We start from the raw sequence: 12,264 nt of genomic DNA, 5'->3' as shown, positions 1-12,264 counted from the left end.
GCTGGCTTGCCAACGCAGCACATCCGCTGGATGCAGCTGCAGGGCGTTTGCATATTCGKTTAATGAGGTGATGGTCAGGTCTGCTTGATTTTAGATGGGCAAAGCATTGCGCGTCAGATTCAAACCACGCAGCGCGTTAAACGCAGTAAGGATCAGCGAGATCTGCTGRSYTKYTGSMGSKYYARGGCTATGWKATTTTTGGTTTGGGGCTGCATGCGGTTTACAGCAGTTCACCCGATATTTTAAAAGACTCTATACAGTGGTTCAATATTGTGGGCAACGGTTATGTCAAGTTGCTGCAAATGGTGGTGATGCCGCTGGTATTCATTTCTATTTTGGGTGCAGTCATTAAAACTGCATGATGCTAGTTCACTGGGGAAAATCAGTATTTTCAGTATTGGAACCCTGCTGATTACGACTTTTATTGCCGCTTTTGTTGGGGTCATGGTCACCAATCTATTCGGCTTAAGCGCAGCCGGTTTGGTGCAGGGAACTCAAGAGACCGCGCGTTTAAATCAGCTGAATACGGAGTATATTTCAAAAGTCGCAGACTTAAGCGTGCCCGATCTCGTGCTGTCATTTATTCCAAGCAACCCTTTTGCTGAATTGACTGGCGCGAATCCGACATCCATCATCAGTGTGGTGATTTTTGCGGTCATGCTGGGGCTGGCCGGTATCAAGTTAATTAATGACGAACCTGAAAAAGGGCACCGTGTATTAACCGCCATAGAAACGTTGCAGGGCTGGGTCATGAAGCTGGTGCGGATTGTCATGCTGCTGACACCGTACGGGGTCTTTGCATTAATCACGAAAGTCGTTGCGAGTTCTAATGCTGCGGATATTTTAAATCTTGGCGGTTTTTTAGTGGCTTCTTATGTCGGCTTGGCCATTATGTTTGCAGTACATGCGGTTGTTTTAGCCATGACGGGAGTCAATCCGCTGAAATTCTTTAAAAAGGTCATGCCTGTTCTGGCTTTCGCTTTTACCAGCCGGTCAAGCGCAGCCAGCATTCCTTTAAATATTGAAGCGCAAACCCGCCGGATTGGCGTGCCGCAGTCTATTGCCAGTTTTTCTGCTTCGTTTGGAACCACCATTGGCCAAAACGGCTGTGCCGGGTTGTATCCGGCTATGCTGGCCGTTATGGTTGCGCCAACAGTGGGAATCAATCCGATGGACCCTGTTTGGATTCTGACGTTAATTTCTGTCGTCACGCTCAGTTCTATCGGGGTTGCTGGGGTAGGCGGCGGCGCAACATTTGCCGCGTTAATTGTGCTGCCGATCATGGGTTTGCCGGTCACCTTAGTGGCCTTGCTGATTTCTATTGAGCCGCTGATTGATATGGGGCGGACAGCCTTAAATGTGAATGGTTCGATGACTGCCGGCACGGTGACCAGTCAGCTCATGGGGCAAACAGATAAAACAATTTTTAATCAAGAAGATGTAGATTTAACACACGTTTAAAGACACAATCGGACAGTACGGTTAAATGGCAAAAGCCAATACTGCATGTATTGGCTTTTGCGCATCTATAGAACGAATACTGCTGTCAATCATGAATTTTGGGAAAATATCAATGAAAATGTATCAGGTCGATGCGTTCACTCAACAGTTGTTTAAAGGCAATCCTGCCGCTGTGATTGTATTGGACTATTGGCTGGAAGATGCAGCGATGCAGCAGATTGCCTCGGAAAATAATCTCTCTGAAACCGCATTTGTAAAAATTTCCGACGCTTCAAATTATGAAATCCGCTGGTTTACTCCAACTACGGAAGTGGATTTTTGCGGTCATGCGACTTTGGCCAGCAGCTTTGTCATTTTCAAAGATTTTACCGATGCGCAAACGATCCAGTTTCACGTTAAAAAATTAGGTATTTTTACAGTGAAGCAGGCGGCAGATGGCAAAATCCAAATGAATTTTCCAATCCGCCGCGCAATAGCGGTAGCGGACTATCCTGAAATTTTAAAGCAAGCGCTGACGAAGCCCTTTAAGCAAGTGTATTTGAATGCCCAAGCCTATATTGTGGAATATGAAACGGTACAGGATGTGCTGGATGAACAGCCCAATTTTGAGCTGCTGAAACAGCTGGGACAGATCCGTACGGCAATTACAGCCTCAGCGCAAAACGCTCAAAATGATGCAGTATGTACAGACGTTGCAATTACAGCATTGGGTCAGCAATATGACTGTGTATCCCGCTATTTTGCGCCTGCCAATGGCATCAATGAAGACCCTGTAACAGGTTCGATTCATACCGGCATTGTACCTTTATGGGCAGATAAGCTTGCGAAGGCTGAGTTGACTGCATATCAGGCCTCAGCCCGCGGCGGTGAACTGTATTGCAAAATTTTAGACAATGAACGGATTGAAATATCAGGCTATGCTCAGCTGTACATGCAGGCTGAAATTTTTATATAAGCAGAAACGGCTAAAAGGTATGATCTTTAGCCATGCGTTTGAAATCTGCCAGTGAAATCACGGGCAGATGTTTAAAATATTGCTGTATATAATGAGAATCATTCTCTAAAATAAGCCCATAACAAATTCAATGTTTCAAATTGGAAAGACACTATTCATGCGTTTTAAACAGCTTACTCTCTCACTGTTTTTTCTTGGCTGCAGTTCCGCGCTTTTTGCACAGCCTGTCTTGGTCAAAACTGAACAGAATATCGAAGAATATAAATTAGATAACGGCTTCCGCATCATTCTTGCGCAAAATGATAAGGAAAATAAAATTTTTATGAATACGGTTTATATGACCGGTTCTTTGAATGACCCGCAGGGCAAGGGCGGTTTGGCGCATCTGCTGGAACACTTGGCATTCAAAGGCACTCAAAATGTGAAAGGTGATGAATTTCAGCGCCGGCTGGATCAATACACTTTATCGACCAATGCCAGTACAGATTATTATTCGACGAAATACACCAATATTGTGCGCCCGGAACAGGCGGCTTTAAATGAAGTGATTCATCTTGAAGCAGAACGTATGGACAAGCTGGTGCTGCAGGAAAAATACGTCCCATCCGAAATTTCAATTGTAAAGCGTGAGCGTGAAGTCCGGCTGGATCAGCCTTTTGCTGTTTTGATTGATCAAGTCTTTAAAAGCGCATATGGCAATCAGCATTTGGGCCGGTTGCCCATTGGCGATCTGAAAGAGCTGCAGTCCATCAACATGCCGGAGCTGAATAAATTTTACCGCGCGTGGTATGCGCCGAATAATGCAGTCATGGTGCTTTCAGGCAAGTTTGATAAAGCCGCTGTGCTCAAGCAGCTTGATGCACAATTCAGCCCAATTGCATCCCGCGCTGTGCCTGCGCAGGCGGTGGTGCCTAAACTGGATGGCAGCAAGATACAGCAGCGTCAGTTCACCGTGCAAAAAGGCAGTGACTTGGCTAAATTCAATATTTATTTCAATGGTGCAGATCACGCAATTGCGCCTGCGCTGTCAGTGTCACCCGCGCTTTATACGCTGCAGCCCAGCGGGCATTTATATCAAAGTATCGTAGAAACTGGTTTGGCGACCGGTGTTTCGGCCTCGACATGGCTGGATAGAGACTTTAATTTAGTTTTTGTCGGTGCCGTATATGCGCCTAATCATGATGCAGCCAAAGTTCAAAATGCTTTGAATCAAGGCGCAGAACAAGGCAAAGGCTTTAATGAAACCGAGTTGAACCGGGTGAAAAACATGACCCGCAATCAGGCCGACAGCATTAAGAATAATGCGGCTGCTTTAGGTTCACGCATCAGCGATTACTATGCAGAGAACAATGGCGACTGGGCGCGGTATTTTAAAGATTTAGACGCGATTCAAAAATTGACGCCAGCCGAGGTGAATCAAACCTATAACGCTTTTCTAAAGCCTGAGTACCGCATTACGGGCAATATTCTGCCGACACCGGAAGATCAGAAAAAGGCCATGCAGCTGAAAAAGGATGAGCCTGCTAAAACGCTGGATCAGCAAACTGCTGCAGAAGAGCCGCTGAAGGATGCAAGTGTTTATCAGGCAGAAGTGAAGCAATATGTTCAGCAGTCTAAAACATACCTAGAGCAGAAAGAAAAGCAAATCCAGCGCGGCAAGCTTAAAAATGGCATTCAGTATGCGCTGTATCCGACATCGACGCGTGATGACAAAACCTATGCGTCAATTGCTTTGGATTTTGGCACAGCCGAGTCACTGATGAATAAAGATGTGACTTTAGATTTGAACGCCTATTTACTGTTCCGCGCATCTCAAGGCAAGAGCCTGCAGCAGATTGCAGATAAAATTATTGAATCAGGCGGTTCTGCCAATGTCAGCGCCAACGGCAATGGTTTCGATATTCAAATCTCTGCCAAAAAAGATAAATTTGAAGAATTCTTTAAATATTTCTTAGAGGCGATGAAGACGCCGGCTTTTGAGCAGACACAGTTCGATTTGGTTAAATCACAAAGCTTGTCCAGTTTAGACCGCCCCTATACAGAACCTGATACAGTGGCTGCATTAACCATCGCGCGTTTAATCGAAACATACCAGCCGGGTGATTTACGCTATCATTTTGAACCGGAACTGGTGAAAAAGCAGTATCAGGCCGCTACACGCGAACAGGTGCAGCAGCTGTATCAGCAATTCTTCAAAACCAATCATGGTCAAATTGCCATTACCGGTGATTTTGACGCTAAACGGATTCAAAAATTATTAAAATCAGAGTTTGGCCAATGGACAACAGCAGAGCCATATGAGCGCCTAACTGACGACTATACCGCCTATAGCGCGCAGAAAGTTCATGCGCTGTCAGAACAGCGTGAGTTCGGCAGCTATCAGGCTTTACTCACGGTTCCTGTCGGCAGTGATCATGAAGATATGCCTGCACTGCAGGTTTTCCGGCATATTTTAGGCGATTCGCAATTGTCTTCGCGGCTGGCGCAGGAGCTGCGTGAAAAAAATGCGCTGGTTTACGGCTTTGGCGCAAATATGGATTTTGACAGCTGGACAGATTCCGGCGCCTTAATGATCAGCGCGAATTATACAGCGGGCAAATCAGCGCAAGTTTCGCAGATCGTGCATCAAGTGCTGCAGGCTTTATTGGACAAAGGGGTGACGGAGCAGGAGCTGGAAGCAGCAAAAGCATCTATGCTGAAAAAGCGCGTCACTGCTTTGGAGGATGAGCGCCGTATTCACAGTATGCTGATTCCGCAGCTGGAAAAAGGCCGCAATTTGCTGGATCGGGAAAAACGCGATCAGGATATTGCAAAACTGAGCAAAGCGGATGTTGATACCGCCATCAGAAAATATATCCGTTTAGATCAGCTGGTCGAAGTGATGGCTGATCAATACGGCCAAGCGCAAACTGCAGTGAAAAAATAACGGATTTCTTAAATAGCGCTTTAATTCGCTTTTTTATCTTTAAAGATCAAGTTCCCCGAAACTTAAGTTTCGGGGAACTTTTATTTTAAGTGTACATATCATTAAGCAGGTCTGCCGCAGAGAATGCAATTACAGCCGGTAAAACTGTTTGGCATTCTGCTCAAAGACAAGCGGCACAGCACTGGGGTCATAGGCAGCCACTGCATCACTGAATGCATCAATTATATGAATTAAGGATGTGCTGACGCTGTCCATCGGGAAGTTGGAGGCGAACATCACGCGGTATTTGCCAAAACAGCTGAGCGCATGGCGGATGAGGGGGTAAACCAAATCAAATACTTCTTCTTTGGCGGCTAAGCGTTTCTCTTTATGAAAGCCGTGCCCAAGCACAGGCATGAATAAACCGGACATTTTGGTATAGACATTGGGACAGCTGGCGAGTTCTGCCATGCTGTCTTGCCAGCGCAATAAAATATTTTCCCGGGCTGTTTGGGTGATGCCGGTATGTGAGCCGACTGAACCAAATAAGCCAGCAGGTGTGCCGAAATGGTCTAATACAATTGATGTTTCTGGAAATGCTTTGGCCAATTGAATTAAGTCCGGCAGCTGAATTGAATATACCCATGCATCAAAACTGAGATCCATTGCCGCCAGTGTCTCGAAGCCTTTCATAAATTTTTTATTGGTATATAAATGCGGCTCATCTGTCCATGCATGAATTTGATGATCTTCGTGAAATGATGCCATTTTGCGGATGCCGCGGAATTTTGGAGAGGCGCTTTGGTGCAGTTTTAGAATTTTCTTAAAATTGCCGCTGCGCGGGTCTGCTGTTCCAATAATGGCAGCAAGATTTAACCCTTCCTGAGTAAAGGGCAGCTGTGAAACAAACTTAGTTTCATCGACAACACCGCTGCCTTTGCGGTCATGCCAGCCGGCTTCGACATGCACCGCTTGCTGTATATTGTAGTGGCCGATATCCACTTTATAGTTTCGCGGCAAATAGGGGGAAGTAATGTGATGGGTTAAGCCCAGCGTTTCAATCAAATCCTTCGGTTTGACCATACGCAGCAATCTATCCAGCAGCTTGGGGTGTTTTCCCAGCAGTTTGACAGCCGCTGCAGCGGCATGCGGTGTGCTGTAGGGGTCCCATTGGTGAATATGCGCATCAACAATGTCAAAATCGAGCTGCTGCATGGCTTTCCCTAATTTGGCTGTGAACGGTTAAGAATTAAACTTTTAGCATGAAAATGATGCAGGCCTGAAAGAATATGACAAAGGGCAAATTAAACAGCGGGATATGTTGTAGTGCGGCCTTAAAGTGAGCGGCATAAATCCCCGGCAATGCACAAACATTAAAAGCCCCGAGGGGCTTTTAATGATAAACAGGTGTATAGCGCTTTATTGAATCATTTCGCAGAATTCAGTGCTTATGATCGTGATCATGCTTATTGGCATGGAATTCTTCATTATGGCGGAAACGCAAATAGTTCTCGAACTGTTCGCAATATTCATCATAATTATCTTCAAGCATCATTTGAAATTGCTGCAATACGTAAGACATCACCTGATCTTTGGCATCGCGCATTTCATTGCCGTCTTTAAAACCATTGGCTGCAACCCACGTATTGAAGCGGGCAGTGGCGAACAGCATTGCTGAGCTGACTTGACCGCGGATTTCTGCTGGCTTGACTTGGCTGCCTTGTTCAACACGGCAAAATTCATTCGCTTGTTTGATAAATTCATCTGCACGTTCAAAGAATGCGGCATTTAATGCTTCGTCTTCGGTGACATCGGTGGCTTCAATCTTTTGAACCATGAATTTTTCCTGACATGTAAAATCTTAAAGACTAATTATAGGCAAAGCCTTGCAGAAACAAAACCATTGACTTAATCTAAAAATAGCCTAAGCAAAACGGAAGTTCTTCATGCAAGATGCAATTGCAGTACAAAGCTTAAAAAATGACATCGCTTTATTGCGTCAAAATATTTGGCCGCCGGCAGCTTTAGCCAATGTCGAAGGCCTGCCGATTTATTATGGCAGCAAACAAGAAGTGGGTGAATACTATCAGCAGTGGGAAGGGCTAATAGCGCGTGCGCAGGATTTATTTCAGCCGTTCATGGAAGATGAGGCGCTGGATGCTGTTCATTTGCCAAGCCATTTGAATTTACCGCTGTTTTATTTTCATGTGGACCGTATTCGGATCAACAAAACACGTGCGAAAGAGTCGAAAACTTTCCGAGGGATTGCCAGTCTGGTCGAAAAATGCGGACAGTTTGAAGCGCATGAAATTTCAGCAATGCACCGCTGGCTGGACTCTGATGATACGGCCGCTTTGGTTGCGCACCGTGAATTTATCGATTTGCGGACTTATGTATTTCAGTATGGGCAGAGTGAATATACCCGCACACGGTTTTATGTGAATGGAATTGTGCTGAGTGTAGAAAATGATTTTGAGTTGGTGGATGCGCGCGATAAACCGCGCAAGCAGCGTAATGACAGTTACAGCGATCCGATTGCTGACAATAAAACGTGGAAAGTCTTTGGTAAATACCGTTAGTTACCTTACCTTGTGGGGGCTTCACTATGATGCTCAGGTGTATTGTTAAATTCTAAATGAGCTTCTGCACTTACGGTGGCAGAGAGGCTTTAAATCATTGGCGTTGTGCTCTCATTTATAAGCAGATTCAGTTACGTATGCGCTTTTAAATGAGCCAATTAAGCTGGCTGCCAAAAACGCTGCACTTGTTTAAATCTTTGCAAATTTTTTTTGATGGTTAGTTCGATATGCTTTTGTTCAGAAGCTATCCAGCCCAGCACAAACCAAGCCTTGGGCTGTAACGCTATACTTTGCTCAAATAGGGCATGCGCTACACAAAGGTCATTAAACCGGCCTAAATTTTCCTGCAGCGGTTTTAGCGCTTTCAGATATTGCTTGATTTCGGATTGGGGGTACAGGGAGGAGACGAACTCTACACTGTAACGCATCCGTTTCACGCGTTTGCGTACCTGATGTTTTTCACTTGCCTGCATTTGAACAAAGGCGCTTTCTGCTTGGCAAATCTGCCGATGCATTTTATTTAGCTGCTGATGAATGTGCTTTTTCAGGCTTTTACCTTGAGCCTGTTCTGAATTTGCGAACTCAATTAACTCCAGCAGCAGGCGGGTCGTTGACGGTGCACGGAATACGGCGCTAATCTGAATCTGTTCAGCGCTGCTCTGTGCAGGCAATTCAGTTAAAGGAGAGCCAGCCTGCTTCAACTGCGGAATTAAACTTTCAGCTAAGGCATCGCGGTCTCGGGTATTGCCCAATTGCCTGAAAAGTTCAGCCAGCTGTTCTTGCCAGATTTCTGCATGCGCGATCTGCGGTGATTGAAAGCTTTTAAACGCGCTGCGCAAGCGCCGTATAGCGACACGGGCCTGATGAACATGCCCAGCATCATACTGTTCCAGCGCTATTGCACTGGAATTCGGCAATAAATGCTCAAGACAGTTGGAGATCATTTGCTGCAGCGCGCTAATAGAGTCCGCATGCGGCTTTAATTTTAAAACAGATTGATATTGAACCGCTGGGGCAGATTTAATCTGCTGCAGCAATTGGCCTTTTACAGCCTTGCTTTGGCTATCCAGCCAAATTTGATACTTTTTTAACCAAGGCTGAATGGCTTGAATTAAATCGTGGATATTGCCTTCTTTGAGCTCAAATTCTATCTCATGAACCTCAAGGTTTTGCTCAGCAGCGATGATTTTGCCAAGATCGAGAGACAATTCCACTTGGCTGCTATTTTGCAGATGCAGAAAGCGCTGACGCAGAATATGGGTTTCAAATTGAAGACTTAAGGGATCATGTGACTGCAGAACGGGTTTCAGCAATTGCTGTATTTTTTTATGCTGCGTATAAGGACGTAAATCTATGGCGGAAGGTTCCGGCTCACCTAATTCAGTTTCGATTTCTATGCGCTCGATACTGTTCTTAGGAGCTTTAAGTGTCTGAATCCAGATTTTATTTTCTTTGCGCTGACGCAGCGAAATTTGGTGCTGCTGTAAATCTAAATGTGCAGTATCAAAATATTTAGCATGCAAATGAAGGTCTTCTGGCTGCTGGCGCAAGAAAGCAAGACGGAGCGCTTTCAATTTTGAAGGCGGAATCTGAAATTTCAGTTCAATCTCTGACATACGCGCACCATGCTCTAACAACGTGAAGGAAAAAAAGCGTTTATCGTTTATATAGTAGGAGCAAATTGGATGAATAGAAGATTGACTATAAAATAAATTGTTTAAAAAATAAACACAAAGTAAAAAGACAGACTGCTTTTACAATCTGTCTTTGTGCTGTGGCTTTATTTAATGAATTTACGGCTCACCATGAACTGTTCTGTCGCTTCCAGCAATTTCTGCGCATAGACTTCTTGCTTGGCTGTCAGCCAGCCTAAAACAAACCAGTCACTGGCTTCGAGTTCAGTTTGCTGAATATACGCCGCAGAGGAAGCCAGGATTTGATATTCTTTGGCGGCCAATTGCGCATCATTTAAAGCTTTGCTGTATTTCTGCAGATTTTTGACATCATAAATGGACGTTAAAATAGGAAAGCTGAATTTCAGTTCCTGAATTCTGGACGCTAAAATATCTAAACTTTCAAAATCAGCAATATCTGAGTCATTTAAAGCATCTTGCAGCGCTTTATACTGATTCTGCAGAGTATTTTGCGCAAACCATTTTAAATCATGCGGCTGTGGCTGATCTTGAGTGTTAAGGCTGAACATCAGCAATTCTAAATAGTGATGCACATTCAGTGTTGATTTGACTAAATTTTGCAGTTTCTCTTTCGCATATAGAATATCTTTCGCTAAGTTTTCAGAGGTGGTGCGGTTCTGCAAAAATGCGCCTAGAGTATTCTGCATGTGCTCAAAATGCTGCAGCTGCGCAAATTGCTGCCCAAATGCATCCAGCTGATAGCCCCATTTATCTGAGATATTGCTATTCCAGTCTTTAAATAATGAAATCGTCAGCTGTAAATGCTGTAATGCCAGCTGCGCTTCATCAATATGTTCCTGTGCCGCAGTTTGCGCTGACATGGCCGCAATATTCGGCAGCAAGTGCTGCAGCTGCTGACCAACCAGATGGCGTAAGTTTTTATTGGCAGGCTCTTTCTTGCTGAGCTGGAACTCTTTGCCTTTGGCTGCCGGACTGGCTTGCTGCTGCATCGCCAATAAATTGCCAAGTTCCGCTTTGCTGCGGACATCCAGCCATAGCTGATATTTTTTAACCCACTCAAAACTAAATTCCAGCAAAGACTGAATAGAGCCGCTTTTCAGCTCAAATTCGACTTCGTGCACTTCCTGTTCGGCATCGGCAGTGCGGATACAGCCTATATCTAAGCTGACTTCGATTTCTGCATCTTGATACTGAATGACCCGCAAGGTACGTGAAATATCGGTTTCAAATTGAAGTTTCAGCTGATCCTGCTGGCCGCCTAAAGCATTTTCCAGTACAGCCTGCGCTTCTGGGTGCTGTGCATAAATTTCCAGATTCAGTGCAGGCGCTTGCGCAGCTTCGCCCGAAGCATCTGCTGAGTCTTCCCCTAAATCTAAGTTATGTTCAAAACGTTCAATATGGCTTTTGCCGGCTGCTTTAAGTGTTTGAATCCAGCGTGTGCCTTCCAAGCGCTGGCGCAGGGCGGTGTGCTTTTGCGCCATGAGCCGGTCTGGCGTGTCAAAGTATTTGGCTTTCAGTTGAATCTGCTGTGATTTTTTCGGGTCAATTGCCTTCAGCAGCGCAGTACGCCGAGCTTCAGGAATTTGAAATTTCAATTCAACTTCAACCATGTTTATGTCCTAATTTATAAGGTGTATTACCGATATCTAATACGTGCCTAAACCTAGAATCTAGAGATAAAAGGGGGCAGCAATGAAAGTACATGTAATTTTTAAGTTTCGATTTTAACCAAAAACAAAATGCATGTAAGGCTTGACGCAGGATTAAAGTGCTTAATTGGATAGAGATTAGCAAAACACTGGAGAATAAACCCGAAACTTTGTGAGCCGCGGCTGCTGTATGCAAATCTAGGCGCTAAAGTTTTACGATCTTTTCATCGATTGAAAATTGCGCTATGGTGAGTAAAAATCATCAGGATGATGTCTTATGAATGCTCAAGTTCCTGTTTCCATGGAGCAGTCTTCAGATCAGCAATTTGAAATGCCAATCCGCAATTATTCAGACTTTTACCGGTTTTATTTAACCGAACACCGCAATATTATGAGCCGCCGCCTGCATGTGGCTGGCAGCTCCATAGGACTTTACTTTTTTACAAAGGCTATACGGCAACGCAAAGCAAAATATTTTGCCTACGGCTTAGTATCCGGTTATGCCTGTGCATGGGTCGGGCATTTTGTATTTGAAAAAAATAAGCCTGCCAGTTTTAAACAGCCGCTATACAGCTTTATTTCAGATTGGCGAATGTTCTCGGATGTGCTGTGCGGCAATCTGAGCCTGACCGATCGCAATAAAGATAAAATTAAGAGCTGATGCAGATTTTATAATCTGCAATGCACTGATGCAGGATAAATCTGGATGACTTCACATGTGCAATCCTGCAGGTTAATTACTGTTTTTGGATGCAATTGCTGTAGATGCATGCACACCATAAAATCAGCATCGGAAAAACTGTTTGAAGCCATTTATTTTATTCATTACTAGTTTTGTAGATGTTGCCGTTTAATTATTGCATTTTTTAAGTAATTGTTCTAATAATGCTGTGAGTAGCTTTTTAGAAGCATATAACCGGTATTTGCAAGATCAACGTTTTCCAAGCCTAGAGCGACCTTTCTCTAGGCTTTTTTTATTGCGTCATTTTTTTAAATGCTTTTAATTGGTAAAAATAGGGTAGGCCTTTTGATGATTTACGTTCCCCAAACGTTTTATTTA

Annotated in this window: 8 protein-coding genes and 2 pseudogenes; 6 read left to right on the top strand and 4 right to left on the bottom strand. The window is 44.4% G+C overall.

Annotation, left to right across the window (positions count from 1 at the left end):
- Window positions 1-66: 66 nt before the first annotated feature.
- From AZH43_RS19180 to AZH43_RS15870, 4 genes and pseudogenes are all read left to right on the top strand, one after another.
- Window positions 67-162 (top strand): annotated as a pseudogene (locus AZH43_RS19180) (hypothetical protein); the annotation flags it as partial.
- Window positions 163-194: 32 nt separating this feature from the next.
- Window positions 195-1,461 (top strand): annotated as a pseudogene (locus AZH43_RS15880) (L-cystine transporter); the annotation flags it as partial.
- 112 nt (window positions 1,462-1,573) lie between these two features.
- Window positions 1,574-2,416 carry a PhzF family phenazine biosynthesis protein gene (locus AZH43_RS15875; RefSeq protein WP_067671721.1) on the top strand — a complete coding sequence of 281 codons (843 nt, stop codon included), beginning with the start codon at window positions 1,574-1,576 and terminating at the stop codon, window positions 2,414-2,416.
- Between the two features lie 157 nt (window positions 2,417-2,573).
- Window positions 2,574-5,342: a M16 family metallopeptidase gene (locus tag AZH43_RS15870; RefSeq protein WP_067671718.1), complete on the top strand. Its 2,769-nt coding sequence runs from the start codon at window positions 2,574-2,576 to the stop codon at window positions 5,340-5,342.
- Window positions 5,343-5,471: 129 nt separating this feature from the next.
- On the opposite strand, the gene AZH43_RS15865 is transcribed toward AZH43_RS15870, so the two are convergent.
- Window positions 5,472-6,536 (bottom strand): amidohydrolase family protein, encoded by a 1,065-nt coding sequence (locus AZH43_RS15865; protein ID WP_067671715.1) that lies wholly within the window; start codon window positions 6,534-6,536, stop codon window positions 5,472-5,474.
- Window positions 6,537-6,762: 226 nt separating this feature from the next.
- Window positions 6,763-7,158, bottom strand: a complete 396-nt coding sequence (locus AZH43_RS15860; protein ID WP_067671712.1) for a DUF3144 domain-containing protein — start codon at window positions 7,156-7,158, stop codon at window positions 6,763-6,765.
- Window positions 7,159-7,267: 109 nt separating this feature from the next.
- Between AZH43_RS15860 and AZH43_RS15855 the strand changes: the two genes are divergently transcribed.
- Window positions 7,268-7,900: a hypothetical protein gene (locus AZH43_RS15855; protein WP_067671709.1), complete on the top strand. Its 633-nt coding sequence runs from the start codon at window positions 7,268-7,270 to the stop codon at window positions 7,898-7,900.
- 158 nt (window positions 7,901-8,058) lie between these two features.
- Here AZH43_RS15855 and AZH43_RS15850 read toward each other — a convergent pair whose 3' ends face one another.
- Both AZH43_RS15850 and AZH43_RS15845 read right to left on the bottom strand, forming a co-directional pair.
- Window positions 8,059-9,516 (bottom strand): CYTH and CHAD domain-containing protein, encoded by a 1,458-nt coding sequence (locus AZH43_RS15850; protein ID WP_067671706.1) that lies wholly within the window; start codon window positions 9,514-9,516, stop codon window positions 8,059-8,061.
- 164 nt (window positions 9,517-9,680) lie between these two features.
- Window positions 9,681-11,165 carry a CYTH domain-containing protein gene (locus tag AZH43_RS15845; RefSeq protein WP_067671703.1) on the bottom strand — a complete coding sequence of 495 codons (1,485 nt, stop codon included), beginning with the start codon at window positions 11,163-11,165 and terminating at the stop codon, window positions 9,681-9,683.
- Between the two features lie 316 nt (window positions 11,166-11,481).
- Here AZH43_RS15845 and AZH43_RS15840 point away from each other — a divergent pair, with 316 nt between their 5' ends.
- Window positions 11,482-11,865, top strand: a complete 384-nt coding sequence (locus AZH43_RS15840; RefSeq protein WP_067671700.1) for a DUF962 domain-containing protein — start codon at window positions 11,482-11,484, stop codon at window positions 11,863-11,865.
- Window positions 11,866-12,264 lie beyond the last annotated feature (399 nt).

Source organism: Acinetobacter pragensis, from assembly GCF_001605895.1.
In the GTDB taxonomy this organism is placed as follows: Bacteria; Pseudomonadota; Gammaproteobacteria; order Pseudomonadales; family Moraxellaceae; genus Acinetobacter; species Acinetobacter pragensis.
This window is presented reverse-complemented; position numbering and strand designations above follow the sequence as displayed.

What these genes read in the sequence shown, in the direction of transcription:
- AZH43_RS15875 (WP_067671721.1), top strand. Translation starts at nt 1,574, where the DNA reads ATGAAAATGTATCAGGTCGATGCGTTCACTCAACAGTTGTTTAAAGGC.
- AZH43_RS15860 (WP_067671712.1), bottom strand. Translation starts at nt 7,158, where the DNA reads ATGGTTCAAAAGATTGAAGCCACCGATGTCACCGAAGACGAAGCATTA.
- AZH43_RS15865 (WP_067671715.1), bottom strand. Translation starts at nt 6,536, where the DNA reads ATGCAGCAGCTCGATTTTGACATTGTTGATGCGCATATTCACCAATGG.
- AZH43_RS15845 (WP_067671703.1), bottom strand. Translation starts at nt 11,165, where the DNA reads ATGGTTGAAGTTGAATTGAAATTTCAAATTCCTGAAGCTCGGCGTACT.
- AZH43_RS15840 (WP_067671700.1), top strand. Translation starts at nt 11,482, where the DNA reads ATGAATGCTCAAGTTCCTGTTTCCATGGAGCAGTCTTCAGATCAGCAA.
- AZH43_RS15870 (WP_067671718.1), top strand. Translation starts at nt 2,574, where the DNA reads ATGCGTTTTAAACAGCTTACTCTCTCACTGTTTTTTCTTGGCTGCAGT.
- AZH43_RS15855 (WP_067671709.1), top strand. Translation starts at nt 7,268, where the DNA reads ATGCAAGATGCAATTGCAGTACAAAGCTTAAAAAATGACATCGCTTTA.
- AZH43_RS15850 (WP_067671706.1), bottom strand. Translation starts at nt 9,516, where the DNA reads ATGTCAGAGATTGAACTGAAATTTCAGATTCCGCCTTCAAAATTGAAA.